Source organism: Chelatococcus sp. KU-N122 (assembly GCF_055391085.1).
In genome coordinates, this window is sequence record NZ_AP043981.1 from 392,846 (window position 1) to 417,840 (window position 24,995).

At 61.7% G+C, this 24,995-nt stretch carries 23 protein-coding genes; 3 read left to right on the forward strand and 20 right to left on the reverse strand.

The window, feature by feature from the left end:
* Positions 1-100 precede the first annotated feature (100 nt).
* From lpdA to mdeB, 3 genes are read right to left on the reverse strand one after another with little or no spacing between them, the layout of a single operon-like run.
* The gene (lpdA, locus tag ACZ5PO_RS01785) at positions 101-1,843 is read right to left on the reverse strand and encodes a dihydrolipoyl dehydrogenase (RefSeq protein WP_464189647.1); all 1,743 of its coding nucleotides are present in this window, start codon (positions 1,841-1,843) and stop codon (positions 101-103) included.
* Positions 1,844-1,851: 8 nt separating this feature from the next.
* Complete coding sequence (locus ACZ5PO_RS01790; RefSeq protein WP_464189650.1) at positions 1,852-3,126, reverse strand: 2-oxo acid dehydrogenase subunit E2; 1,275 nt, start codon at positions 3,124-3,126, stop codon at positions 1,852-1,854.
* Between the two features lie 21 nt (positions 3,127-3,147).
* Positions 3,148-5,835, reverse strand: a complete 2,688-nt coding sequence (mdeB, locus tag ACZ5PO_RS01795) for an alpha-ketoglutarate dehydrogenase (RefSeq protein WP_464189652.1) — start codon at positions 5,833-5,835, stop codon at positions 3,148-3,150.
* 526 nt (positions 5,836-6,361) lie between these two features.
* On the opposite strand from mdeB, the gene ACZ5PO_RS01800 reads away from it, so the two are divergent.
* Positions 6,362-7,249 carry an AraC family transcriptional regulator gene (locus ACZ5PO_RS01800; protein WP_464189654.1) on the forward strand — a complete coding sequence of 296 codons (888 nt, stop codon included), beginning with the start codon at positions 6,362-6,364 and terminating at the stop codon, positions 7,247-7,249.
* 25 nt (positions 7,250-7,274) lie between these two features.
* Here ACZ5PO_RS01800 and ACZ5PO_RS01805 read toward each other — a convergent pair whose 3' ends face one another.
* From ACZ5PO_RS01805 to ACZ5PO_RS01865, 13 genes are all read right to left on the reverse strand, one after another.
* Positions 7,275-8,504 (reverse strand): ABC transporter substrate-binding protein, encoded by a 1,230-nt coding sequence (locus tag ACZ5PO_RS01805; RefSeq protein WP_464189657.1) that lies wholly within the window; start codon positions 8,502-8,504, stop codon positions 7,275-7,277.
* A gap of 233 nt (positions 8,505-8,737) precedes the next feature.
* Entirely contained in the window at positions 8,738-10,609 is a 1,872-nt protein-coding gene (locus ACZ5PO_RS01810; protein WP_464189659.1) for an AMP-dependent synthetase/ligase, read from the reverse strand.
* 1 nt (position 10,610) lies between these two features.
* On the reverse strand, positions 10,611-11,417 hold the full coding sequence (locus ACZ5PO_RS01815; protein ID WP_464189661.1) for an enoyl-CoA hydratase/isomerase family protein: 807 nt from the start codon (positions 11,415-11,417) through the stop codon (positions 10,611-10,613).
* 2 nt (positions 11,418-11,419) lie between these two features.
* Positions 11,420-12,550 carry an LLM class flavin-dependent oxidoreductase gene (locus ACZ5PO_RS01820; protein ID WP_464189663.1) on the reverse strand — a complete coding sequence of 377 codons (1,131 nt, stop codon included), beginning with the start codon at positions 12,548-12,550 and terminating at the stop codon, positions 11,420-11,422.
* Between the two features lie 224 nt (positions 12,551-12,774).
* Positions 12,775-13,542 carry a creatininase family protein gene (locus ACZ5PO_RS01825; protein ID WP_464189665.1) on the reverse strand — a complete coding sequence of 256 codons (768 nt, stop codon included), beginning with the start codon at positions 13,540-13,542 and terminating at the stop codon, positions 12,775-12,777.
* Positions 13,543-14,310, reverse strand: coding sequence for an enoyl-CoA hydratase/isomerase family protein (locus tag ACZ5PO_RS01830; protein WP_464189667.1), 768 nt, complete (start codon positions 14,308-14,310; stop codon positions 13,543-13,545). It abuts the gene before it with no gap.
* Positions 14,311-14,593: 283 nt separating this feature from the next.
* On the reverse strand, positions 14,594-15,313 hold the full coding sequence (locus tag ACZ5PO_RS01835; RefSeq protein WP_464189669.1) for an ABC transporter ATP-binding protein: 720 nt from the start codon (positions 15,311-15,313) through the stop codon (positions 14,594-14,596).
* Positions 15,306-16,031 (reverse strand): ABC transporter ATP-binding protein, encoded by a 726-nt coding sequence (locus ACZ5PO_RS01840; RefSeq protein WP_464189671.1) that lies wholly within the window; start codon positions 16,029-16,031, stop codon positions 15,306-15,308. The genes ACZ5PO_RS01835 and ACZ5PO_RS01840 overlap by 8 nt, the downstream gene beginning before the upstream one ends.
* Entirely contained in the window at positions 16,028-17,059 is a 1,032-nt protein-coding gene (locus tag ACZ5PO_RS01845) for a branched-chain amino acid ABC transporter permease (RefSeq protein WP_464189673.1), read from the reverse strand. Before ACZ5PO_RS01845 ends, ACZ5PO_RS01840 begins: the two co-directional genes overlap by 4 nt.
* Positions 17,043-17,912 carry a branched-chain amino acid ABC transporter permease gene (locus tag ACZ5PO_RS01850; protein WP_464189676.1) on the reverse strand — a complete coding sequence of 290 codons (870 nt, stop codon included), beginning with the start codon at positions 17,910-17,912 and terminating at the stop codon, positions 17,043-17,045. The genes ACZ5PO_RS01845 and ACZ5PO_RS01850 overlap by 17 nt, the downstream gene beginning before the upstream one ends.
* Positions 17,913-18,107: 195 nt before the next feature.
* On the reverse strand, positions 18,108-18,689 hold the full coding sequence (locus ACZ5PO_RS01855) for a flavin reductase family protein (protein WP_464189678.1): 582 nt from the start codon (positions 18,687-18,689) through the stop codon (positions 18,108-18,110).
* Between the two features lie 21 nt (positions 18,690-18,710).
* Positions 18,711-19,061 carry a VOC family protein gene (locus ACZ5PO_RS01860; RefSeq protein ID WP_464189680.1) on the reverse strand — a complete coding sequence of 117 codons (351 nt, stop codon included), beginning with the start codon at positions 19,059-19,061 and terminating at the stop codon, positions 18,711-18,713.
* A 252-nt stretch (positions 19,062-19,313) separates the two neighbouring features.
* The gene (locus ACZ5PO_RS01865; protein WP_464189682.1) at positions 19,314-20,132 is read right to left on the reverse strand and encodes an AraC family transcriptional regulator; all 819 of its coding nucleotides are present in this window, start codon (positions 20,130-20,132) and stop codon (positions 19,314-19,316) included.
* 263 nt (positions 20,133-20,395) lie between these two features.
* Between ACZ5PO_RS01865 and ACZ5PO_RS01870 the strand changes: the two genes are divergently transcribed.
* Both ACZ5PO_RS01870 and ACZ5PO_RS01875 read left to right on the forward strand, forming a co-directional pair.
* Complete coding sequence (locus ACZ5PO_RS01870; protein ID WP_464189684.1) at positions 20,396-20,767, forward strand: YciI family protein; 372 nt, start codon at positions 20,396-20,398, stop codon at positions 20,765-20,767.
* A 174-nt stretch (positions 20,768-20,941) separates the two neighbouring features.
* Positions 20,942-21,568: an Lrp/AsnC family transcriptional regulator gene (locus ACZ5PO_RS01875; protein ID WP_464189686.1), complete on the forward strand. Its 627-nt coding sequence runs from the start codon at positions 20,942-20,944 to the stop codon at positions 21,566-21,568.
* Between the two features lie 193 nt (positions 21,569-21,761).
* On the opposite strand, the gene ACZ5PO_RS01880 is transcribed toward ACZ5PO_RS01875, so the two are convergent.
* From ACZ5PO_RS01880 to ACZ5PO_RS01895, 4 genes are all read right to left on the reverse strand, one after another.
* A complete protein-coding gene (locus ACZ5PO_RS01880; protein ID WP_464189688.1) occupies positions 21,762-22,460 on the reverse strand; it encodes a GNAT family N-acetyltransferase in 699 nt (232 codons plus the stop codon).
* An 18-nt stretch (positions 22,461-22,478) separates the two neighbouring features.
* Positions 22,479-22,763 carry a hypothetical protein gene (locus ACZ5PO_RS01885; RefSeq protein ID WP_464189690.1) on the reverse strand — a complete coding sequence of 95 codons (285 nt, stop codon included), beginning with the start codon at positions 22,761-22,763 and terminating at the stop codon, positions 22,479-22,481.
* 11 nt (positions 22,764-22,774) lie between these two features.
* Positions 22,775-23,776, reverse strand: a complete 1,002-nt coding sequence (locus ACZ5PO_RS01890; protein ID WP_464189692.1) for a WD40 repeat domain-containing protein — start codon at positions 23,774-23,776, stop codon at positions 22,775-22,777.
* Between the two features lie 79 nt (positions 23,777-23,855).
* Complete coding sequence (locus ACZ5PO_RS01895) at positions 23,856-24,818, reverse strand: CobW family GTP-binding protein (RefSeq protein WP_464189694.1); 963 nt, start codon at positions 24,816-24,818, stop codon at positions 23,856-23,858.
* Between the last annotated feature and the right edge of the window lie 177 nt (positions 24,819-24,995).

Below are 24,995 nucleotides of genomic sequence, written 5' to 3' on the forward strand. Positions count from 1 at the left end.
TCGGGTGGCGCACATCTCTGCCCACCCTACCCTCCCCGCCACTTCGTGGCGGGGAGGGGCCTCCCCTGCGACCGTGAAGGCCCTGCCTCTGCCTGCTCGGCTATCGATGACTCATGCGCTTCGATTCGCTCGTCCTACTCGGCAGGACGTCCGTGCAGACGCCTTCATAGATTTCCGCCGCCAAACCTATCGTTTCTCCAAGCGTCGGATGCGGATGGATGGTTCTACCGATATCGATCGCATCGGCCCCCATCTCGATCGCCAGGCAGATCTCCCCGATCATGTCACCCGCGTGCGGTCCAACGATGACGCCGCCCACGATCCGATGCGTCTCCTCGTCGAATACCAGCTTCGTCATTCCATACCCCGCACCAGAGGCAATCGCCCGTCCGGAGGCAGCCCATGGAAATCTTGCAGACTTGACGCGCTTCCCCGAGGCCGCGGCCTCGTGCTCCATCAGGCCGACCCAAGCAATTTCAGGATCCGTGTAGGCCACGTTCGGCACGATCTTCGCGTCGTAGAAGCTCTTCAACCCCGCGGCCGCCTCAGCGGCGACATGCCCCTCATGGACCGCCTTGTGGGCTAGCATGGCACCGCCAGCCACATCGCCGACCGCGAAAATGTGATGCAAATTCGTCCGCATCTGTCGATCGACGGTCAGGAACCCTTTCGCGTCCCGCTTCAGACCGATCGCTTCCAGCCCTAGATCGTCACTGTTTGGCACCCGACCTGCAGATTGCAGGACCAAGTCGTATGATCGCACGGCCGCGTCCGCGCCCTGGATCTCAACTGACACTCCATCCGGCTCCGCTCTCGCGCCCTTCACGCTGGCCTCGAGATCGATATGCGCGAAGCGATGGCCGTTCTGGCTCCGCCATATGCGTACGGCATCCGGATCGACCCCGGCGAGCATCTCCGGCAGCCGTTCGACCAGATCGATCCGGGCCCCAAGCGCGCTATAGACCGTGGCCATCTCCAAGCCGATTATTCCGGCGCCGACAACCAACATTCTCTTCGGGATCGCTTCGAGGCGTAGGGCTCCTGTGGAGGTGACGATCCGGTCGTCGTCCGGCAGCACGCCAAGCCTGACGGCCGACGATCCGGTCGCGACGATACAGTTTCCGAACTCGATTCGTTGCGTCGCACCACCTCTGAGGCGGACTTCCAAACAGTGCGTTGCGACGAACCTCGCGGTCCCGGCGAACACCTTGACGTTCCGCGCGCGAGCCATCTGGCTCAACCCGTCGGTCAGTCGCTTGACCGTACCGTCTTTGAACGACCTCAGCGCATTCAGGTCTATCTCGGGATCTCCGAATCGCACTCCCTTGTCCGCGATCCTTTGCGCCTCCTCCTTGATGGCAGCGATGTGCAGAAGCGCCTTCGACGGGATGCACCCGACGTTCAGGCATACGCCGCCCAACGTGTCGTGCCGCTCGATGATGGCAACCCTCAAGCCGAGATCGGCCGCGCGATAGGCCGCCGAATATCCGCCCGGCCCACCTCCGATGACGGCAACATCGAAGCGTTCCAGTGTCTCGCTGCCTGTCGACTCTGCTCCCTGATGTCCCTCGACAGCCACGGCAGGCTCGGCGGGCTGCGACGCAGACACCGCCGCTTTGGCCAGGATGGTGCCTTGAGATACCTTGTCGCCGACCTTCACGAGCACGCTGACGATCAACCCGGAGACCGGCGCCGGAATCTCCATCGTCGCCTTGTCCGACTCGACGGTGATCAGCGCCTGCTCCTCCTGAACGACATCTCCGTCCTCGACGAGGATCGCGACGACCTCGACATCCTCGGAGCCCCCGATATCCGGGACTGCTATGTCAACGACCTTTTCCATGGAGGACCTCACAACGCCTGGCGCCGCAAATCAGCTAGCGAAGCGGCGATGAAGCCCAAGAACTGAGCGGCTGCGACGCCATCGACCACCCGATGATCCCAAGACAGGCTGATGGGCAGCATCAGACGCGGCTGAAATTCGCTTCCATTCCAAACCGCCTCGGTCACGGCTCTCCCCGCGCCTAAGATCGCAACCTCGGGCGCGTTGATGATCGGCGTGAAGCCGTGGCCGCCGACGCCTCCCAAAGAAGAGACGGACAAGCATCCGCCCTGCATGTCGCCGGCTGGCAACTGCCCTCCGATCGCCTTATCTGCCAGCGATCGCATCTCGGAGGCGATCTCCAGCAATCCCTTCCTGTCGCAATCTCTTATCACCGGGACAACCAAACCCTTTGGCGTGTCGACAGCGAATCCGACGTGGACGTACCTTTTGAGTATCAGTTCATCCTGATCGAGCGAGGAGTTGAAGCGCGGAAACTTTTTTAACGCCAGGGCCGCCGCTTTAATCAGAATAGATACCATCGTCAGCTTCGCCGTATCTTTTGCGGGGTCGCTGTTTATGATCTTTCGGAACGCCTCCGCATCGGTCACATCCGCTTTGTCGAAGTTCGTGACATGCGGGATCATGTTCCAGTTTCGCGAGAGATTCGCTCCCGCTATCTTCTGAATTCGCGACAGGGGTGTTCGTTCGATAGGACCGAACCTCTCGAAATCCACTTTGGGCCATTCGAGCACCACATTGCCGAACGCCGACGGCGTCGATTGGCCCGAACCCACGACGTGCCTCACGTGGTTCGTTATGTCGTCGCGCAATACTCTGCCCTTGGCGCCGCTCGGCTTCACGAGATCCAGAGCGACGCCGAGCTCCCGCGCCAATGCGCGTACCGACGGCGTCGCGTGCGCCCCGCCCGCCTCTGCCCTCCTCTGATATTCCTGCACCTCACTCTTCGCAGTGGGTTCTCCCTGCACCGCGGCAATTGCTTCCCTCTTTGGCGGCGTCGGTTCGGCATTCGACGCTCGGACCGGAAGACCACTCGACGCTCCTTGGCTCTCAAGGATCATCAAGATAGATCCACGAGATACGCGGCTTCCAACATCGATCATCAACTGCTTGACTTTACCAGCGGCAGGAGACGGCACCTCCATTGTCGCCTTGTCGGATTCGATCGATAGCAGCGGCGTATCGACCGCGACATCATCGCCAACCGCCACGTTAATCTCAACGACGGGAACGTCCCTGTAGTCTCCAATGTCTGGCAGAACGATTTCTACTGACTCAACCATGATGATACTCTGACTTATTCGTCACATGAGCCAAGGCGAATTTGCGTCGGCCGCGATGTCATAGAGCGAGATGGCTTCAGCCACTCGCCCTCGATCGATCTCACCTGAGCGCGCCACAGCGGAAAGCGCGGCGACCACGATCTGCTTGCGATCGACCTCGAAGAACGACCTGAGCGCTGAACGCGTATCGCTACGTCCGAATCCGTCGGTACCCAGAACCGTGTATGGCGCCTCGAAATAGGACCCGATGAGCTGGGGATAAGCCCGCACGTAGTCGGAAGCCGCCACGACCGGCGCGCTTCCCGAGAGGCATCTCGAAACGTGGCTTTCTGCCGGCTCGGACAGAGGGCTGAGACGATTTCTCCGCTCGACCTCACGGGCCTCGCGCGCCAATTCCGAGTAGCTCGTCGCCGACCAGACTTCGCACGAGACCTGCCAGTCGCTCTGCAACATCTCCGCCGCCGCCAACGTCTCGGGGAGGATGGCGCCGGAACCCACAAGACGAACCTGTGGCAGCCCATCCTCGCTCGCGACGACCCGATAGAGGCCCTTTATGATGTCGTCGCGCACATCCCCCGGCATCGACGGTTGCGGGTAGTTCTCGTTCATCACCGTGAGATAATAGAACTCGTCGCGTCCTTCTTCGAGCATGGCTCGCATGCCATGGTCGACGATGACTGCGACCTCATAGGAAAACGCCGGGTCGTAGGCTCGGCAATTCGGGATCGTCGCAGCCATGACATGGCTCGACCCGTCTTGATGTTGCAGACCTTCGCCGCCGAGCGTGGTTCGGCCCGCTGTTGCTCCTAACAGGAGGCCTCTGGCGCGCTGATCCGCGGCCGCCCAGATGAGATCGCCGATCCGTTGAAAGCCGAACATCGAATAGTAGATATAGAAAGGGAGCAACGCGAAATTGTGAACGCTGTACGATGTCGCCGCAGCCGTCCACGACGAAATCGCACCGGCTTCACTGATCCCCTCCTCGAGAAGCTGGCCATCTACAGCCTCCTTATAGTATAGCATCGAGCCCGCGTCTTCCGGCTCGTATAGCTGTCCGACGGGCGAGTAGATTCCCACCTGTCTGAAGAGATTGGCCATACCGAACGTGCGTGCTTCGTCGGCAACAATCGGCACGATCCTCGGGCCGAGCACCTTGTCCTTGAGGAGGTTCGAGATGAGCCTCACGACTGCCATGGTCGTCGACATCTCCTTGCCATCGCCCTTGAGAGCAAAGTCCGCATAAGATTGCATGGGCGGAACCGGCACCGGCGCTGCCGTCCGCCGTCTTGAAGGCAGATAGCCTCCAAGCGCCTCACGCCTGGAACGCAGATATTGAATCTCGGTGCTCTCTTCCGCAGGACGGAAGAACTCGAGGCGCTCGACCTGCTCGTTCGTCAGTGGTAGAGAAAAACGATCGCGAAAGGCATAGAGCGCATCGACGTCCAATTTCTTTGCCTGATGGGACGTCATCCGTGACTCACCGGCGCCGCCCATTCCGTAGCCCTTCTTCGTCTTCGCCAGGATGACCGTGGGCCGCCCCTTTGTCGCCCTCGCCGCCGAGAAGGCAGCGAACAACTTTCGGAAATCGTGGCCACCTCGCTTCAACGCGTCGATATCGCTATCCGACATGTGCGAGACAAGGGCTCGCACTTTCGGATCTTCACCGAAGAAATTCGCTAGATTGTACGCCCCATCCTTCGCGCCCAGCGTCTGATACTTTCCGTCCACCGTCGCGGCGAACTTGCGCAACAGCGCATGCTCGGTATCGCGCGAGAAGATGTGATCCCAATCCGATCCCCAGAGTACCTTGATTACATTCCAACCGGCGCCCCGGAAGAGCATCTCGAGCTCTTGTATGACCTGACCATTGCCGCGCACCGGACCGTCGAGCCGCTGCAAGTTGCAGTTGACGATGAAGGTCAGATTGTCGAGCCCTTCGCGAGCGGCCAACGACAGACCAGCAATCGACTCCGGCTCGTCCATCTCGCCGTCGCCGAAAACACCCCATACGCGACGGCCTTCGGTACGCGCCAAGCCTCGATTCTCGAGATATTTCATGAATCGGGCCTGATACACGGCGCTGATCGGCCCGATGCCCATCGAACCTGTCGGCATCTGCCAGAAGTCCGGCATCAACCAAGGATGCGGATACGACGACAGACCGGCGCCCGTAAGCTCCTGACGATAGTACCTTAAGTTCTCCTCGGACAGCCGCCCCTCGAGATATGCGCGCGCATAAACGCCTGGCGACGAGTGCGGCTGGAAATACACGATGTCGCCCTCGGTCTCCGACGTCGACGCGCGAAAGAAGTGATTGAAACCGACCTCGAATATCTCCGCGGCGGATGCATAGCTCGCGACGTGGCCGCCGAGCTCTCCATAGGCCTTGTTGGCGCGAACGACCATAGCGAGCGCGTTCCACCGGATGATCGCGGTGATGCGGGTCTCGATATCGATGTCGCCCGGATACGGCGCCTGTGATTCAAGCGGTATCGAGTTTCGATAGGGGGAATACGGTGGCGCCTCAGACAATACGCCCAGCTCCTTGGCGCGCTGGTCCAGGGCCGACAGGATGAAGCGAACGCGTTCGGCGCCTGCGCTTCGATAGAGAGACCCAAGAGATGCGAGCCAATCCGCCGTTTCATCGTGATCTTGGTCGAGCGATGACGCAGCGGCCACGTTGAACGGCGGATCGATGTGAGCGATCATTTTTCCTCAAACTCCTGCGAACCCCGTCCTAGGTAGCACCGAGTTGCATGGCATATCTTGCCGAAGAACGTGCCGTTCTGCCGGAATACGCGGCCAGACGGAGTGCTATCGCCGATACTCGGCATTCTCTGCCGCCCGGCATATGGCAGCCGAGCCGACAAGGCCCGCGGCACGACGAAATAAGGAGCACACGTTCGCGCAGCAGCCGGACTTACACGCCCCGATGGCGATCGATCGTCGCGCCGCAATTATGGGCGAGCTTGCCGGGTCGCAGCCCCGGCCAATGATTGCGCAACGAGCACGCCTCACGACCACCGCAACCCACGGTAATCGCCCACTCAGGATCGCTCTCAACCGCGCGCCGGAAGCGGAAGATGGCCTTTCATCGGTAGATTTTTCTTTCACGCCTCGCTACTTTCTCAGTGACGATCATCTGCCAGCGGGCTATCCTTGATAAAGAACCCGGCGCGAGCTTTGTCGCCGCCGCCTAACAGATTGGAACGGCTGCCGTTCACGAGTGAATTCGATGCGCACGTCGCCCGCTTCAGAGACGGATCACGGCCTTGCCAGAATGAATTTGCCGGATCTTCGGATCAATTACGATCCGATCGATCCGGACCTCCTCGACCGACCCATTGTCTCGTTCTGTATCGAGACAGATCAGGACAACGACGAGCTTCCGCTTCATTCGCATACGAAGGGGCAGCTGGTGGTCGCGTCTCGCGGATCCGTCATGTGTCGTGCACCGGGTGGACTATGGATCGTCCCGCCACAAGGTGCGGTATGGATACCCGCTGGAATTCCGCATAGCAACTGCATATCAGATTACGGAAAGGTATACGTTGTCTTTATTGATCCACAAGCGAGCACACTACCATCTGCCTGCTGTACATTTACGATATCGTCTCTTGTCCGTGAGTTGATACATCGATTAGCTGTATTTCCACCCTTATATCCAATCGAAGGCCCGACCAGCCGGCTTGCGCGCGTATTGCTCGACGAACTGGTACAGATGTCCACCGAGCAGATGTACCTGCCCATCTCCGCGGATAGCCGGCTTCAGCATCTCGCCACGTCTCTGCTCAATGATCCTGGCGACCGCAGCACGGTCGAGGAGCTGGCTGCTCGATATGCGATGAGTGAGCGCACGTTCGCCCGTCTGGTATTGAAGGAAACGGGGATCACATTCGGACGCTGGCGGCAGCGGCTGCACATCCTGGTGGCGCTGCAACGCTTGTCGGCCGGATCGTCCGTGCAGGCCGTCTCACTCGATCTGGGCTATGAGACGCCTAGCGCCTTCATAACCATGTTCAAGAAGACGATGGGAAAGAGCCCGCGTCGCTTCCTCGCCGAGCGATCCAGCTTCACCAGCCACGAGCCGTTCATCGGAAGGCTGCGCCCCCGGCCCGGTTGACCGGAGGCCGCAACTCATCCCTTGTCTACCGCGCGTTAAACGGAACCAGTGGGTACTGAAGCGCCGCTTCCGCAACCGCCGGCGGCGATACGACACGAGGCTTTCCGTTCTGGGCCTGTAGGATGGTTATGTCGCTGCCCGTGTTCTGACCGGTCGCATCAAACTTGATCTTGCCGCTCGACATCAGGAACGGCGTCATGTCGGTCGACTTGAGCGCGGCATGAATTGCCACGGCCTCGGCGGAGCCGGCGCGGGTCACTGCATCTCCGACGATCTGCACGGCTTCGAACGCGCATCCTGCGTTTCCATCGAACCAATCATTTGGATAGTCGGTGGCAAATCGCTTGAGAATGGCTTCGGTGTCCGGTGCCTTGGGATTGCACCACAGGCCCGTCGCGATTCCGCCGTCGCCATACTTGCCCAGCGCGTCGTAATACGCTTTGTCCTGCACGCCGTTCGAATTCGGCGAGAAGATCATCTTGAGATTCCATCCCTGCTTGATGCATTCCCGGATGATCATGATGGCGTCGTTGACGCGCGTGACCGACACAAGCGCATCGGCGCCCGAGGCCTTGGCCTTCGCGACCTCGACCGCGAGGTCCTTGGCCCGTTCGTCATACGGCACGTACTGCGCGATCTTCAGCGGCGGGTCCACCTCCTTCCAGGCTTGATCGATGCTTGCAGCGGTGGACTGTCCCATCGTGTTGTTGAGATGAAGAACGGCAGCGCTCGTCGGCGGATCCTTGAGCGTCGACAGCACCGACTTCAATTCGACAAGAGACTTCCTGACGATCGTCAGCGACGTAGGATAGTAACGGAAGACCTGGGTGAATCCCTGCGACGTCACCTGGGTCGCGCTTGCGACATGCACCACCATCGGAACCGCCGCGGCCTCAGCGGCCTGAAGCGCCGAGATGGTCGCTCCCGAATCCCAGGCGCCAATGAGCACCGTGCAGCCCTGCCTGATAAGGCTATCGGCGGCAATTCGCCCGTTCTCCGGCCTACTCTGTGTATCGGCATGAATGATCTCGATGTCTATGCCGAATTTTTCTTTCGCGAACTTCGCGCCGACGTTGATACCGCGCACGCAGGCCTGCCCGGGGAACGCCAACACGCCGCTGCTGGGCATGATCGCGCCGACACGCACCTTGGTCGGCGCCGCCGCGACCGGCCACGACGCAAGTCCTGCTGTGATGCCAACGCCACCACCGAGCACGGCGCGGCGCGTTATCCCGTTTCCGATCCGATTCTTCATGTGATGTCCCCTTCTGTTGACGGCAATGAATAGTGAGACGGTTCGATTGGGAACATTGCGGATGACGGCGCGCGCCGGAGTGTTCAACTGATCCTTCGCCACGACGTGGCGCTACGGAGTGGTGAAGCGCCCTGTCATCTCAGCTGACACAGAACGTACGTGCGCACCTTCCATCTTAAGCACGCCGCGATACCCGTGCGGCGCGTGTGATCATAGAACCGGAGTAGTACAGATCACATTCCCATTTCCGTCTTGATCAGGTTTTCCTCGCTATCGTCGTAGAGCGTATCGATCAGCGATCGGTATCTTTCCATCAGTTGCTTTCGGCGCTTCTTACGTGTCGGTGTCATCACGCCATTCTCCGGAGACAGCTCCTCCGGCAGTATTCGAAAGGCCTTGATCTGCTCGGCTCTCGCCAGACGGCTGTTTGCCTTGGCAATCTCGCCCTCGATCATTCGGACGACGACCTCGGAATTCGCCAAGTCGGAATACTGCGCAATCTGGAGATCGCGCGATTTCACCCAATCCATCGTAGCCGTCGCGTCGACTTCGATCAACGCTGTGAGATACTTCTTTCCTTCTCCGATCACTGCCGCTTCGGAGATGAACGGACTATGTCGGATCTCGTTCTCGATCTGCGTCGGGCTGATCGATTTTCCGTTGGAGGTATTGATGATCTCCTTCTTGCGGTCGATCAGCTTGAAAAGCCCGGTCGGTCCGACTTCGACGATATCCCCGGTATAGAGCCAGCCGTCCCGCAGAGCTGCTTTGGTCTCCTCAGGCTTGTTCCAATACCCGACAAAGAGCCCCGGCCCGCGGGTGATCATTTCCCCGTCTTCAAGAACCGTTGTCTCCCAAGCCGGGTCCTCCAGCGGCACGCCAACGGTACCGGCCTCGGGCCATTCGGCCATCTGCACCAGGTTGGCTCCGACGAGCTCCGTCTGGCCGTAGCACTCCTTGAGCTGGAGGCCCCACAATTGCCACAGGGACATGAGCTCGGAAGGCATCGCCGCCGAGGAGGTGAAGGCGACCGTGAGCTCCGCGAACCCGACCTCGGCGAGCAACGGCCGGAAGATCTGTTCCCGGCAGACCTCGAAGAGCCCGGATATGAAAGGGTCCGGCTCCCCACCAGCCTGGCGGGCATCGAGCGCCTTGCGGGCGACCTTCATCGCGAGCTGATAGTCGTGCTTCTGCTTCGCCGAGCCGGAGTGCACCTTGCTGAGGATCTGCGTGGCAAAGCGCTGGAAAAATCGCGGCGGCGCCATGAAATAGGTCGGCTTCACCTCCTCGATCGTTTGAGCGAAATCCGCGCTCGCTTCGCCAAAATACGGCACCATATTGGCGATCAAGGGCATGGTCGTCGCTTGTGCGCGCGCAACCGTATGCGACATGGGCAGATGGACGACAACGCGATGCCTGTCGCTGCGCATGCGCGGGGTAAACGTCGTCACGCAGTGCGCGCCGGCGAGCAGCGACAGATGGGTTAGCATCGCACCTTTCGGGAAGCCGGTCGTGCCCGATGTATAGCCGATGCTCGCCAGGTCGCTGGCCTTGGCTTTCGTCGCCTGCTCCCGCAGACATGCGTCGGCATCGACCGGCGCCGTCCCGCAGAATTCCCTCAGGGAGACGACATTGGCCGCTCCGCCCCCTCCGTCCCATTCAGCATCCAGCACGATGATCTTCTTCAGCTTCTCGGCCTGGCCGGAGCCGATGACGATACCCAGCTGAAGCTCGTTGCCGACGAAGGCGAAGGACGCTCCGGAATCGCTCAGATAGTAGCCGACTTCTTCCGGCGATGCGGTAAAGTAGACGCCGACCATCACGGCGCCTGCGCAGATCGTCGCCATGTCCGCAATCAGCCACTCCTGGGACACGTCCCCCATGATGGCGATCCGGTCGCCGCGCTGGAGCCCGGCCTGCTGCAGGGCGAGCGCCAGGCTCGCGACGCGATCCGAATACTGCTTCCACGTCACGGCGATCCACTCGCCGTGACGCTTCTGGTGATACGCGACCGTGTCCGGGCGCTCCGCTCTTCGCTCGATCAGAAGCTGCGGAATGGTCACGTCGACCAGCTGAGCTCCCGAAATGAAGGATTCGACGCCCATCTTATCGCTCCGCAAAGCGCTTCCGCTTCTCCGCAAAAGCGGCGACCGCCTCGCGTCGCTCCGGCGATGCGAACGTCAGCATCTCCAGCGCCGCCGAGGTGTCGAGCAGCAGATGCGCATACTGCTTGATGATCTTGTTGACGCTATATTTCGTCCAGATGATCGCCTCCTGCGGGCCGCTCGCAAGCATCTCGGCGTATTCGATCGCGGCGTCCTTGACGTCTCGATTCGAAATGACGTCGTTGATCATCCCCATGGCCGCAGCCTTCTCGGCCGAGATGAAATCTCCGGTCATGAGATAATGCTTTGCGCGCACCGGCCCCATCAGCAACGGCCACATCACCGCGCCGCCGTCGCCGGCGACGACGCCGGCCGTCACATGCGTATCGGCAAATCGCGCGGTCGGGTTTGCGAAGATGACGTCGCAAAACAGGGCAAGCGTCGCGCCAAGCCCGACGGCAACGCCGTTGACGGCCGCGATGAGCGGCACCTCGACTTCGAGCATATTGCGGATGAGGTGACGTCCGCTCCTTGTCGGCGACGGAAGCTTGCCCTTGTCGAGCGACTTCTGATCGCCTCCCGAGCAGAATCCGCGGCCGGCGCCGGTGAGCACAATCGCGCGGACCGACTTGTCCCCGTCGAGATCAACGAAGACCTGTTCCAGCTCCTCGTGCATATCCCAATTGATCGCGTTCAGAATTTCCGGCCGGTTCAGCGTCACGACGGCGACACCGCTGGCACGCCTTTCGACGATCAGATACTTGTAGCTATGCTGCGCCATTGATCTTCTCCCTTCTGCTGCCTGCACGTTCAATTCTGAGGCCGCATAGCTCGAATTTTCCCGAGGATGTCTTCTGTGGGCCGGACCACATTATTTCTATCGTTGAAATGGGGGATCACGTAACGGCCGACCATGTCGATGGCTTCCATGATCTTCTCGTGGCTCACCGAATCGAGGTGAAGAAGAACTTCATCGATCCCCAAATCCTGAAACTTCTCGATCTGGCGAATGACGGTGTCGGGACTGCCACAGACCGTCGTCGCCGAGTGGTTGAGCAGGTAGTCCCAGTCCCTTGCCGCGCGCTCCATGGCCGGCACGCTCTCGCTCATGTACGCATAGTCATCGGCGAGCTTGGCCAGACGGGGATACGCGTCGGTGGAGATTCTCGCATAGTGCATCAGCGGCTCGGCGTAGTCGTCCTTCGCCTTCTGGTCGGTGGCGCCGATGCCGAGGAAGAGCGGAACACCGATGCGAGGACGCTCGAGCGGGCCTTGTTCGTCCCGCTTCCAAGCGTTGCGGTACGTCTTGACCAGCTTTTCCTGGACTTCCCAGCCCTGGTAGATGTTGCTGCTCATCACGGCCAGGCCTTCGGAGCCCGCCCAGCTGTGACTGCGTTCGCTCGTCGCGGCAATGCCGATGACCGGATGCGGCTTCTGAATCGGCTTCGGCACGAGCATCCGCGGCGGGATCTGGTAATACTTTCCATCGAACGTGAAGATATCCTCGCGCATCGACTTCCTGAGCAGCGCGAGCCCTTCTTCCATCTGCTCGAGCGTTTCGCTCGGCTCGACATTGAACGCGCGCATTGCGATGGTCGTATTGGCCCGGCCGCCATAGAATTCCGCGCGACCATGGGACAGGATATCGGTCACCGCCAACCGCTCTGCCGACCGCAAGGCGTGATTGATCCTGTGCGGCATCAAGGTAACCGCGGACCTCAGCTTCACGCGCGACGTCACGGCGGCGAGGTAGCCATACACGACTTCGGGCGCCGAGCTCGAGATGCCGCCAAGCGCCACGTGCTGTTCGGACAGCGCGACGCAGTCAAACCCGACTTTCTCCGCGAGGCGCACCTCGTCCACCAGCTCATGAAGTCGGCGCGCATAGCTCTGTCCGACCTGGGTTTCTTGCTCCGACCAGAAGCCAAACGTAAGTGCCATTTTTGAATCCTCTAAGTGATGCGAGATCGGTACAGCGTCCCATAAGGCGCGCAACATTTTCGTTTAAATGCTGGAGAACGTTACATAGGCTACCGAATTTTGTGCTGTAATGAGTCGAGAAATACTATCCTCGACAGCTACATATCTTACGGGTCTCCGCGCGATGTTCCTTTCCGCCGGCATCTTGGCCCGGTGGCCCGTATGGCGCCGGTCGCGGCGTCGATTTACTTGCGGAACGAGCCGACGAGAAGATCGGTGATCGCCTCGAGGCATCGCTCGCCGATCTCCGCAGTCGATCCATTGGGATCGCCGATGATGCCGTTGCCGGCGATCGACTTGATGCCGTTCCTCCACATGGAGTTGAGCTGTTCTTCGGACAGCGCGCCTCGGTGTCCAACTTCGAACCGATCCAGCCGCACGCTATCCGGGCGCAGACACATCATGAGAGACGTCTCCGCGATATCGGCGTGCCCGCCGACGGCTTCAGGGTCACCTCCCGCGGCCTCGACGGCGCTTCGCCACCTGTCGATCCAAGCGATCGAGTCAAAGAATGCGTCGATCTCAACGTCTTGCGGCGCCGCCTGCCGCAATCGAGGGAGACTGTCTCGCAGAACGGGAAAGTTTCCGATATGCCCGGAAAAGAGCAGCATCCGCGTAAACCCGTGCGTTGCGAGACTCGTGCAATAATCCGCGCAGACGGCTTCAAATGTTTCTGGCCGAAGCGAGATGGTCCCGGGGAAGACAAGATGGTGGGATGAACAACCGACCTTGATCGTCGGCGCTATCAGAGTGTCGCCAAGCTGCCGCGCCACCCTTGCCGCGAGCGCGTCGGCGTGATCCGCATCCATGCAAAGAGGAAGATGCGGTCCATGCTGCTCGACGGCGCCACATGGTATCAGGACCGTCGAGCGCCCGAGCGTCAGGGCGGCCGATATCTCCTCGAAGCTCATGAGCTCCAGCCGGATTTGATCAGGAGATGCCAACGCCGCCATTCATGCCTTCCTCGAGCTCTTCGAGAGGAATCGCGCGCGCGCGTCTGCCGAGCTATCATCGGTCAGATAGGCGCCGAGATCGTCGATCGTCATCGCCTCGAGCGAGTTGTCATCCATATGTCCCGCCAAGTTCAACGAGCGCTTGAGCGCGGCGAAAAGCGTCTTATCCTTCCCACGAAGGTGCCTACAAACCTCCGTGGCACGGCTCATCACGTTTGCGGTGGTTGTGATTTCGTTGATCGCGCCCATATCAAGCGCTTTCCGCGCGTCGACGAGCTCGCCCCAATAGAGCAGGGCTTGGGCCTCACGAAGCCCAAGTTTCTGCACCGCCTGCCGTATCCCTTTGACTGCCGGTAGGAGACCGTTGTTGATTTCCGGAAACCCGATTTGGCACTCGTGATTTGCAACGACGTAGTCCGCATGAAGGAGAAACTCCAACGCTCCTCCAACCGCATACCCTCGGACGGCACATACGATCGGGCCTGGATACCTCTCCATCTCGCAAAGAAGCGCGTGAAAGCTTCTCAAGCGGCGTGCTGCGATTTCGAAGCCAGCCACTTCATTTATATCGCCCCCCGCGCTGAAGAATCGATCACCTTGACCAGTCAATACAATACCTGGCGGTGAAGCTTCGTGGGATAGCGAGCGGATATGGTCCAGCAAACCGACGATAAGGCCAGTGTTCACCGCATTTGCCGGCGGCCTATTCATAGTCATCGTGACCATGCCGCGGTCGCGCTCGATTATAAGGGCATCGTCATTATCCATGGGGGGAACCCTACGTGTCGTGTGTCGAAATTGATTGCCGTACATCGGTGCCGAGGCGACGCGCCACGACACAAACATCCGCCGGAATGCCCTGTCTCAGCATCTTCTACTCCGGATCCGTCCGTCGATTTGTCGGGTGACGTCGCGTTTCTCGATATCGGCGCTCGCCCTTTCCTGGGGCGCCATGGCTATTCGCCTCGCTTGAGCGCAGCCGCGCGCGCTACCGAGGTGGGATGGAGCGGCCCTCGTTGCGCGGCTCGATGCCGTGCTGCCTTGAAGATAGCTACATTCCGAGATAGGCGCGTTGGATCTCGGAGTTGTTCAGCAGCTCATGGCTCGATCCGTGGAGCACGATGGAGCCGTTCTCCAGGACGTAGCCGCGATTGCTCATCGCAAGCGATTTCGCGACGTTCTGCTCGACCAGCAGCACCGTTATTCCCTGTTTGTGCAGGGACTCGACGACGCCGAACATCGCATCCGTCAAAGCGGGCGACAGCCCGATGGACGGCTCGTCGAACATGACGACTTCCGGCTTCGCCATGATCGCGCGTCCGATCGCCACCATCTGCTGCTCGCCGCCGGACAACGTCCCTGCGCGTTGGCGCCGGCGCTCTCGGAGGCGCCCGAACAATTGATAGACGAACTCGAGCGTTGCGTGCCGGTCAGCCTTCGCACGTCTCAGCGAGCCGCCGAGTAGCAGATTTTCCTCGACGGAAAGCCCCCCAAACAGCTGCCGGCCTTCGGCGACCTGCGCGATGCCAAGCTCGCAGATCTCCCATGGCGGCATCCCGGTGATATCGACACCCTTCAGCCGAACGGCACCCCGTGAGGGTGGAACGATGCCCGAGATCGTTCTGATCAGCGACGTCTTGCCTGCGCCGTTGGCGCCGACGACACAGATCAACTCGCCTTGGCGGATATGCAGGGAGACGCCGTTCAAGGCGTTCGAGCCATCGTACGCAACACAAAGCGCGTCGACCGATAAAAGAGCGTCGTCAAGCATGGAAGCCGGCCCCGAGATAGCATTCGCGTACGCTTGGATCCGCCACCACGTCGCCAGGGCTTCCTTCTGCAATTTTTGCGCCGTGATGAAGGACGACGACAAGCGAAGCCACTTCCATCACGATCCGCATGACGTGCTCGACGAGAAGGATCGTCAGCCCATTCCCTGCCAGTTTCTGCAGCACACGGACGACTCCTGCGGCTTCGGTGGGTCGGAGGCCTGCCATCACCTCGTCCAGCAGTAGCAGCTTGGGTCGCGTCGATAGCGCTTTAGCCGTTTCCAGCATCTTCCGATCCGGCAATGTCAGCTGATCCGTCCGCGCATTGGCCTTGCCGGCGAGCCCAACACTTTCGAGAGACTCGTAGGCCGTCGATCGCGCCACGTTGACGCTCTTGGTCCAGCTGAAGGCGCCGACCATTGCGTTCTCCAAGACCGACATGTCGCGCATCGGCCGCACGATTTGAAATGTTCTCGCGATGCCCATCCTGCAGACATTTTCCGGCGGCGTATTTTCTATCGAGCGCCCCTCGAAGAGCACCTGCCCGCTCGTCGGCTTCAGGGCGCCGGCAACAAGATTGAAGCACGTCGTCTTTCCCGCGCCATTCGGCCCGATGAGCGCAGTGATGCGGCCGGCTCCGAGAGCGAAGCTGACGTCGTTGACCGCGACCAGCCCGCCGAACGATCGAGAGAGGTTCCTGACCTCGAGTAGATTCGTCATTTCTCGGCCTTGCTCGGCTGCGGCAGCCACGCTCGGGACGGCAGCTGGATTGCCTTGTAGAGACGGACGGCGGCCGGCCAAATACCGTCCGGCAAGAACCAGACGACCAGGATCAGGACGATGCCGTATGCGATATGGTTCAACCCCGGTATCCCGAAGCTGTCACCAAGCGCGCTCATCAAATGGTTCAGAGGGATTGCCGCGAGCGATCCGATCAGCGGGCCGAAGCTCGTACCTAACCCACCGACCACGGGCCCGATCAGGACGTCGACCGAGATTCCCATGCCCATAATCGAATCTGGAAATATCGATCCCTGTACGAGTGCCAGAATACCGCCACCGACTGCCGCAGTCGCCGCCGATATGGAAATCACGAGAATTTTGTGTCGGAACGTGCGGACACCGAGCGCGCGTGCGGCCTCGTCATCATCCCTCATCGCTCGCCATACATATCCGAGGTACGATCGTGAGATAAGCTCGGTTCCGACGATGCCCAATGCCGCCAAGGCCAGAGCCACAAAATAGTAGAACCGGGCATCTCCCCGGAGCATCAGGATGTCGATCGTGCCGGTGGGCGCCTGAAAGAACAGCCCCTGCATTCCGCCAACGAACTCCCAGCCGCTAAACATAATCCGTGCAAACTCCGCGGCGGCGATCGTCAGCAGCGCGAAGTATATTCCACGCACTTCGAACCGGAAGCTCAGCCACGCCAATACGGCACCGACGGATCCGGCTATGAGCATACCGAGCAGAAGGCCTATCCACGGAGAGATGCCGTACTTGATGTCGAGGACGGCCACTGAATAGGCCCCCAGGCCGACAAAGAGGGCATGACCTATCGACAGTTGCCCACCGATTCCGAGCATCAGATTCCACGATTGCCCCAGGAAGGTGAACAGCAAGACGATAGTCATCAGCGAGACGACGTATGCGTTCGACAGGGCACCGACTAGAGCAAGGATAGCGAAGACCGTTCCTCCCGCGAGCCATCGCTTCATTTCAGTGGCGCCATCAAGTCTCTTTTGCACCGAAAAACCCCCTGGGACTGAAGATCAGGATGATGATCAGGAGCGCATAGGGGAGCGCCGTCTTCATCGACGGCGCAAACATCAGCGCCGCGACGGCCTCGGCCACGCCGATTGTTAATCCGCCCAAAAGCGCTCCACTGAAGCTGCCGAGGCCGCCGACGATGACCGTCACGAAAGCTATTAGAGTAAAGTCAACAGCTAGATATGGTTGGGCGTCGAACAAAGGAGATATCAGGGCGCCGGCCGCACCCGCGCATGCTGCGCCGATGCCAAAGGTCACTGCGTAGACCCGCGGAATGTTCAGCCCGACGACCAGGCCGCCGAGCCGATTGTCCGCGGCCGCTCTCAGGGACTGGCCAAACGATGAATACCTCAGATACGCGCCGAGGACGAGAATGAGCAGGCCCGCAGTCGCCGCGGCCTGAAGCCGCGCCAGATCCAGCGTCAGAGGGCCGAGCGATACGGTCTGAAACGACAACTGAGAAGCCGTTGGACGAGGATCCGGCCCGAACGTCACCAGGAGTATGCCCCCAAGAAGCAGCGACAGCCCGATGAATACGATGAACTGATAATGATGTGGCCGATTAACGAAACGTTTAACGATCGCGACCTCCAGTAGGTATCCGAAGATGAACATCACGATCGCTGCTATTGCTGCCGCGACAATGATCGGAACATCCCAAAGGCGGACAGCCCAATACCCGATATAAATGCCGAAGACGACCATCTCGCCGTGCGCGAAGTTGACGACGCGCATGACGCCGAAAATGATCGTCAGCCCGAGCGCCACGAGTCCGTAGACGAGGCCGAGCAGAATTCCACTCGCGAGAACATTGAGCCAGAGCGATGACATGAGCGGGCACCGAGTGATACGAGTGAATAGTGCGGTTCGAGGGCCACGATGGCCCGCGGATCGACGAACGACGGCCGGCTCCGCGTCGCCCAGGCGGAACTAGCTAGGCATTGGTGACGCGTATAGGACGGCCGATTTGCGGAATCATCATGTTGACTTGCTTTCACTTTCGATCGATGGCGTTTGACGCGTCGCTTAGGATCGCGACGGGAGCTGGAACTCTGGCACGGCGAACTCGCCCTTCGCATAGACGAGAGGCTCGAGATCGGCGTTTGCGACCTGTGCAACAACGTCGCCGGTGAATATCGTATGACTTCCCGCGTCGCACGACCCGGCAACGCGACAATCGAAGCTGCAAACCGCCTCGATAAGGCTCGGCGCTCCCGTAACGAGCGCCCGCCACATACCTTCGCTGAAACGTATGTCGCCCTTGCTACCGTCCCGCCCCGCGAAAGTCTGCGCCAGCACAACGTGGCCGACCGCGAGAATATTCCAGCAGAACGATCCGCTTCGCTTTATCGTATCGTGCGCACCGGCCAGCTTATTGACACACACGAGCACCCTCGGTGGATCGGTCGACAACGAACAGCCAGCCGTCAGCGTCAAGCCGTGTCTGCTCGGCTGCCTACCTGTCGTCACGATGGACACGGCGCCCGGCACGTTGCGCATAGCGCCGCGGAACTCGGCGCTGCTGCACGTCGGGATTTCCTGCCCGGGCATAGGGGACACTTGGGCGTTCACGGCGACGACCGCCTCGATGCGTGGATCCGACGTCATTCAGCGCGCTTGCTACCAGCTCTACGTGCGCGCGGCTTGAAACAGCTGGATCGTATTTTGCTGCGGGTCCCTGAACTGGGCCACCCGTCCGTGCGCTCCCATGTCCCGGACTTCACCAAATACTGTGGCTCCCCGCGCCCGTGCGCGCTCGACGGCCGTGTCCAGATCGTCCACCTCGAATACGAGGACAGCATTCTGAGACTGCTCGGACACGGATTCAGGCGGGCCTGCGACGCAGAATGCGGTTTTCTCCCCTGCGAATTGAATCCACTTACCTTGGTCGGCAAAGCGGATCGTCAGTCCGAGCGCCTCGTAGAACTCCGCGAGCTGCTCTGGTTCGGCAGCAGTAAGATAGACGTGTTTAAGCCTCATTTTTTCGTTCCCGGTTTGCGGCAGGGCGCTGATCTGCGATCTCCGCGGGCTCGCGTTATCCGAATGATATTTACGCAGCCGTCCCGGCATTAATGTTCAAACAGCTCGCCCCCCGCATCACCGATCGGCATTTTCTGCCGCGGCGCGCGGAGTAATCCGCAGGTGTCGGCAGGCTTCGATCGCGGCTGCGCATGCCAGGCGTCGGGCGGCCCTTTCGTACGGGGCGGCTACGCCATCGCCGTCGTGAGGGCGCTACAGCTCGCCTGCTGTCGGCAACCGGCTTTGCGTGAGCGCCGCGAAATAGCGGGCCGGCGAGAGTCCAAGTGCCTTCTTGAACATCGTGATGAACGCGGTGACCGACTCATAGCCGAGGTCGCCGGACACGCGCTGCACCGACGCGCCGCCGGCAAGCTCGCGAATCGCGATGAGCAAATGAAGTTGCTGCCGCCAGCGCCCGAACGTGAGTCCCGTCTCATCGAGGACAAGCCGGGTGAGCGAGCGCTCGCTCATCGCCAGACGCTTCGCCCATTGGGCGGCGGTGCTGCGGTCGGCGGGATTAGCGTGAAGCGCGTCGGCGATCTGGCGGATTTTCGGATGATCGGTGACGGGCAGATAGAGCCTCTCCATCGGCATCAGCGCCAGTTCGTCCAGCAGAACGCGGGTGAGATGGTCGATATGGCTGCCCGGCTCATAATCCAAGGGCGAGGCCGCAAGATGCAAGATCATCTCGCGGATCATCGGTGAGATAGAAAGCGTGCAACACTGTTGGGAAAGCGCCACGATGCCCGGCTCGACGAACAGGTAGCAAAGGCGCGCATTCGCTGTCGCGCGATTGCTGTGCGGCATGTCGCCCGGAATCCATACGCCGCAATGCGGCGGCACGATCCAAAACGCATCGGCCACCTGGCATGTGACCGCACCGTGCAGCGCCAAGACCAACTGCCCCTTGCGATGCCGATGCACCGGGATTTCAGCGCTGTGCTCGCTCACCTGCAGACGCAACGCCACCGCCGGCCGGTCGATTGCATCGGGGTCGTCGAAGCCGGGGAGAAGGGGGCCGCCCAACATCATTTGACAGATTTTAGCGATAGGTTGGCATTCTAGCGAAATCCGGCAGCCCGGCAAGGGGCTACGACGCGCCGATGCTGAATATGCTGGATTTCGTCTCGATCATAAGTCTGGAGGCATCGCGGAAGCATTCGCGGTGGCTGAGGCTGCGTCGCCGACACAAACAGGCCAGGGCCGGCGGGTCGTCCGGCCCAAAATGCGTCTGGCGAGCCCTGGGCTGAAGACACGCGCTCCGGGGGTGGAGCGCTCAAACTGGAGGACCGAGCATGCGCTATGTGGCCGTTCTCGCCGCCGGACCGAATGCGGTTCCCGACCGTCCGGTGCATGAGCAGGATCCGGCGATCATGCGTGCGCATCTGAAGCACATGCGTCGCCACTACGAAGACGGGGCCGTGCTGTTCGGCGGTCCGTTCCGCTCGAGCTTCGGCGGCGTCGTGCTGATCGAGGCGGGCGATCTGGCGGCGGCTCGCGCCATCATCGAGGCGGATCCTGCCGTCGCCGGCGGCATCATCGCCTTCCATCTGCACGGCGTGCGGCCCTATTTCGACGTGATTGCCGGGGAGGCGTGGGAGCCTCGGAGCAGGGATGCCGGCGACCCGCTCCTGCGGACCGCGCGCCGCCGCGCCCCGCCGGCGTAGCCGCATTCAACGGGCTCAAACGGATTGACTGTTTTTCGATATAAGTTGTCATTTTGTCGAAATTCGGCAGCCCAGACAGTGGTTAGCATCCCTGTCATCGAGATGTCACTGCGCAAGATAACGCGCGGGACTGGGCCTCGATAGTTGCCGCTATTTACTCCGGGAGACAGCGATATGACAACGACGGCTCTCGACAGGATCGACATAAAGATTCTGAACGAACTGCAGCAGGATGCGAGCTTGACTAATGTGGAGCTTGCTTCCCGCGTAAATCTTTCACCATCGCCTTGCCTCGCTCGAGTTAGAACACTTGAAAAGCTTGGTGTGATCGATCGACGAATTGCGGTACTGGACCCGGCGGTACTCGGCATCGGCGTAACCGCATTCATCCAAGTGAAGCTTGAGAAGCAGGCTCAGCTGTCCCTTGAGAATTTTACACGCGCGATTGATCGCCTGAGCCAGGTAATGGAGTGTTACCTGATGACGGGAGATAGCGATTATCTGCTGCGCGTCATGGCTTCCGACGTAGACGATCTCGAAGATATCATCGTCAACAAGATCTCGCGCATACCCGGCGTCGCCAGTATTCGCTCAAGTCTAGCACTGAAGCGGATCTCTCACAAGACGGTGCTCCCGATCGACACCAGCCGTCCGGTCAGGATCAAGGCGTGCAACAGCGCTTCGAAGCATGTGGAGAGGCCCGCGGCGCGCCGCTACGACTCGGCCACCGAAGCACGGGTAGATGGCGCAAAGAACAACGAGGCCTTCCGCACCCTTAGCTATAGGGCGGCTGGACTCTAGAGCGGGATGATCTATCTTCGATTCATCACCCGCTATAAGCCCTTATTCTGAGCATGATCTTGTCCAAAAGCCGATGTCCAGTTTTCGGAATCATGCTCCAACCGCTGAGCTGCACTGATCTCGCGGGCCGCAATTGGCTCCGCGGCCCAATCCCGGCCCCGCTCACTCCCGCGCAGCTCGCAGCCGTTCCAGCTTAAGGCCGCCAATCTGTCGGCGGATTGGCGGCAGCCGCGGCCCGGATCTCGGCCAGGCCGCGCCGCTGTCGGCCCTCGGCGTCGAAGTTGTCGGGCGCCAGCCACGCCTTGAACGCCGCGGCGACCGCCGGCCATTCGCCGTCCAGGATCGAGAACCAGGTGGTGTCGCGATTGGCTCCCTTGACCACCATGTGCTGGCGGAACAGCCCTTCGTAAACGAAGCCGAAGCGCGCGGCGGCGCGCTTGGACGGCTCGTTCAGGTCGTTGCACTTCCACTCGAACCGGCGATAGCCGAGCCCGAACAGATAAGCGCCACAGAGGTGGATCGCCTCGGTGGCCGTGCGGGTGCGCTGGAGGCTCGGCGCATAGGTGATGAAGCCCACCTCGGCGACGCCGTGGGCGGGCCGGATCTCCATCAGCCAGAGGTGCCCCTTGGCGCGGCCGTCGGCGGTGTCGACCACCGCCAGCGGCACGATGTCGGTGCGTTCGACCATGGACGCCAGCAGCGCACGGTAGGCGTCCGGGCCGTCCGGCGCGACCAGCGGCAGGTAGGTCCACACATCGTGGGCGTCGGCGAGCACCGCCCACAGGTCGTCGGCATGGCGGTCGACGGAGAGCGGCTCGAGCCGGCAGTAGCGCCCCTCGAGCACGCGCCGGGGCGGAAATGGCGGGGGGCGCCAGCCTGAGAGATCCGTCATCGTCCGGGTGCTCCTCGATCAACCAGCCTGCCGCTGCCGAGCCTCGTCCACGGCAGCGGCGACGTCCTCCTCGGCGGTCTCGGCCATCGCCTTGGCGATTTTCAGCGCCCAGGTCCGCTGGCCCGGCTGCATCACCAGGATCACCGTCTCCGTGCCGGGACAGCCCGGATCGTGGCAGACGATCTCGTTGACAGCGAAGTTGGTGGCCTCGTCGGCGCCGAGCGCCGCGCCCGTCCACGCCTTGATGCGGGAGGCGATCTCGGCATCGGGCCGCGGGCGGCGTTTGAGCAGGCCGAATGTCATGGGCTACGGACTCAGGGCAGCGTCAGCAATCCAGCCGCGCCTTCGGCGGTGCCGAATACGAGGCGTGCGCCCTTGTCGTCCCAGGCGAAGGCCGAAATCGGGCCGGCATCGTCCGGCTTGCGCACCATCAGCTCGGCCGCATCGGTCAGCCGCACCAACATGACGGCGCCGTCCTCGTAGCCGAGCGCCAGAATCAGCGCGCGGGGATGGAAGGCGACCTGCGAAACCTTGGCCGGGCGCACGCCGCACTCGCGCGGCGGCTTGCCCATCGGCCCGTCCTTGGCCTCGAACGGCCAGACGATGGCGGCGTCGGCCCCTGACGTGGCGAGGTGCAGCCCGTCGTGGGACCAGGAGAGCGAGCGCGGCTTGGCCGGATAGCCGGACATGCGCATGTCCTTGCGGTCGGCCAGGCGCCAGCCGTGCAGCGTATTCTCCTGCATGGAGGTGACGAGGAAGCGCCCGTCCGGCGAGAACGTGATGTCGAGATGCGAGCCCTTCCAGCTCAGCGCCTCCGGTGCCGCATCGGTGTTGGGGAACCACAGGCTGGCGCCGTTGTAGTGGGCCAGCGCCAGCCGGTAGCCCTTGGGCGCGAAGGCGAGACCGCGGACGCTCGACGGCGCCTCGATCCGCCGCACGGCGCCCTTGTCGTCCCGCGCCGCAACCTGCTTGCCGAAGCTCCAGGCCACGGCGCCGGGCCGCGCCGCCACCGCGTCGATCCAGCGGCCCTTTTCATCCGCGATGGTCTCAATCCGGCCGGTGGCGTCGATGGCCGCCACGCGGCCGTCGTCGCCGCCGGTAATCAGCTGCGCGCCCTGGCGGACGGCGACCAGCACGGCGCCGTCCGGATGCGCCTCCACGCGCCGCGTCTCGCCGGCCGCCGCGAGCAGCACGCCGCCGTCGCCCAGCGCCAGCGCCGCCACATCGCCGAGGAAAGCGGCGCCGGTGACATGGGCGCCTGCGTCGAGCGCCGTCACGTGATCGAGGAGCGAAGTGATTGCGCTGGCCTGGGTCATCGGGGCTGCTGCCGGCTTCATGGTCGAACGATCACCTCTATGTCACGCGGCCGCCCAGGCCGCCAGGGGACGAGCAGGCTCACGCCGCGCAGGCCTGGAAGGCCTTCTCGATGGACGCCCGGTCGAGGTCCCGCCCGATCACCACGATCTTGGAGGCGCGCTTCTCGTCGGGGCGCCAGTCGCGCTGCAGGTCGCCTTCCAGCATCATGTGTACGCCCTGGAAGACGAAGCGCTTGGGCTCGCCCTTGAAGGCCAGGATGCCCTTGGAGCGCAGGATGTTCGCCCCTTCGCGCTGGGCCAGGTCGTTGATCCAGGGCAGGAAGCGGTCGGGGTCGACGTCGCCGTCGAGCGTCACCGCCACCGACTGCACGTCGTCGTCGTGGTGGTGGTGGTGCCCCTCCTCCAGGAAGTCGGGCTCCAGCGCCATGATGCGGTCGAGGTCGAAGGCGTTGCGGCCGAGCACCTCGTCGATGTCGACCTTGGCCCGCTCGGTCCGGTGCAGGCGCGCATAGGGGTTGATGGCGCGGATGCGGCTCTCGACATCCGCCAGTTCGTCGGCGCTCACCAGATCGGTCTTGTTGAGCACGATGACGTCGGCGAAGGCGATCTGGTTCTTGGCCTCGGGCGCATCCTTCAACCGCTCGGAGAGCCATTTGGCGTCGGCGACGGTGACCACGGCGTCGAGCCTGGTCCGGTCCGACACGTCCTGGTCGACGAAAAAGGTCTGCGCCACCGGCGCCGGATCGGCGAGACCGGTGGTCTCGACGATGATCGCGTCGAACTTGCCCTTGCGCTTCATCAGCCCGTCGATGATGCGGATCAGGTCGCCGCGCACGGTGCAGCAGACGCAGCCGTTGTTCATCTCGAACACCTCCTCGTCGGCGCCGACGATGAGGTCGTTGTCGATGCCCACCTCGCCGAACTCGTTGACGATGACGGCGTACTTCTTGCCGTGCGGCTCACTGAGGATGCGGTTGAGCAGCGTCGTCTTGCCGGCGCCGAGATAGCCGGTGAGCACGGTGACGGGGATCTTGTCGGTCATGGCAGCCTCCACGGCTTCGCTCGCGGCGAAGCCGGCAATGCAGACGACGGTTCCGGCAACGGCACCGATGGAACTGGCGCTGATATATCGGTGCGCGCCGTCGCGAGAAAAGGGCTAGAGCGCTTCGCGGTCGGGTGGACTCACCCAACCGCAAAAGAGGCGCTCACCCCGGATGCG

What these genes read in the sequence shown, in the direction of transcription:
- lpdA (WP_464189647.1), bottom strand. Translation starts at nt 1,843, where the DNA reads ATGGAAAAGGTCGTTGACATAGCAGTCCCGGATATCGGGGGCTCCGAG.
- ACZ5PO_RS01790 (WP_464189650.1), bottom strand. Translation starts at nt 3,126, where the DNA reads ATGGTTGAGTCAGTAGAAATCGTTCTGCCAGACATTGGAGACTACAGG.
- mdeB (WP_464189652.1), bottom strand. Translation starts at nt 5,835, where the DNA reads ATGATCGCTCACATCGATCCGCCGTTCAACGTGGCCGCTGCGTCATCG.
- ACZ5PO_RS01800 (WP_464189654.1), top strand. Translation starts at nt 6,362, where the DNA reads ATGCGCACGTCGCCCGCTTCAGAGACGGATCACGGCCTTGCCAGAATG.
- ACZ5PO_RS01805 (WP_464189657.1), bottom strand. Translation starts at nt 8,504, where the DNA reads ATGAAGAATCGGATCGGAAACGGGATAACGCGCCGCGCCGTGCTCGGT.
- ACZ5PO_RS01810 (WP_464189659.1), bottom strand. Translation starts at nt 10,609, where the DNA reads ATGGGCGTCGAATCCTTCATTTCGGGAGCTCAGCTGGTCGACGTGACC.
- ACZ5PO_RS01820 (WP_464189663.1), bottom strand. Translation starts at nt 12,550, where the DNA reads ATGGCACTTACGTTTGGCTTCTGGTCGGAGCAAGAAACCCAGGTCGGA.
- ACZ5PO_RS01825 (WP_464189665.1), bottom strand. Translation starts at nt 13,542, where the DNA reads ATGGCGGCGTTGGCATCTCCTGATCAAATCCGGCTGGAGCTCATGAGC.
- ACZ5PO_RS01830 (WP_464189667.1), bottom strand. Translation starts at nt 14,310, where the DNA reads ATGGATAATGACGATGCCCTTATAATCGAGCGCGACCGCGGCATGGTC.
- ACZ5PO_RS01835 (WP_464189669.1), bottom strand. Translation starts at nt 15,313, where the DNA reads ATGCTTGACGACGCTCTTTTATCGGTCGACGCGCTTTGTGTTGCGTAC.
- ACZ5PO_RS01840 (WP_464189671.1), bottom strand. Translation starts at nt 16,031, where the DNA reads ATGACGAATCTACTCGAGGTCAGGAACCTCTCTCGATCGTTCGGCGGG.
- ACZ5PO_RS01850 (WP_464189676.1), bottom strand. Translation starts at nt 17,912, where the DNA reads ATGTCATCGCTCTGGCTCAATGTTCTCGCGAGTGGAATTCTGCTCGGC.
- ACZ5PO_RS01855 (WP_464189678.1), bottom strand. Translation starts at nt 18,689, where the DNA reads ATGACGTCGGATCCACGCATCGAGGCGGTCGTCGCCGTGAACGCCCAA.
- ACZ5PO_RS01860 (WP_464189680.1), bottom strand. Translation starts at nt 19,061, where the DNA reads ATGAGGCTTAAACACGTCTATCTTACTGCTGCCGAACCAGAGCAGCTC.
- ACZ5PO_RS01865 (WP_464189682.1), bottom strand. Translation starts at nt 20,132, where the DNA reads ATGATGTTGGGCGGCCCCCTTCTCCCCGGCTTCGACGACCCCGATGCA.
- ACZ5PO_RS01870 (WP_464189684.1), top strand. Translation starts at nt 20,396, where the DNA reads ATGCGCTATGTGGCCGTTCTCGCCGCCGGACCGAATGCGGTTCCCGAC.
- ACZ5PO_RS01875 (WP_464189686.1), top strand. Translation starts at nt 20,942, where the DNA reads ATGACAACGACGGCTCTCGACAGGATCGACATAAAGATTCTGAACGAA.
- ACZ5PO_RS01880 (WP_464189688.1), bottom strand. Translation starts at nt 22,460, where the DNA reads ATGACGGATCTCTCAGGCTGGCGCCCCCCGCCATTTCCGCCCCGGCGC.
- ACZ5PO_RS01885 (WP_464189690.1), bottom strand. Translation starts at nt 22,763, where the DNA reads ATGACATTCGGCCTGCTCAAACGCCGCCCGCGGCCCGATGCCGAGATC.
- ACZ5PO_RS01890 (WP_464189692.1), bottom strand. Translation starts at nt 23,776, where the DNA reads ATGACCCAGGCCAGCGCAATCACTTCGCTCCTCGATCACGTGACGGCG.
- ACZ5PO_RS01895 (WP_464189694.1), bottom strand. Translation starts at nt 24,818, where the DNA reads ATGACCGACAAGATCCCCGTCACCGTGCTCACCGGCTATCTCGGCGCC.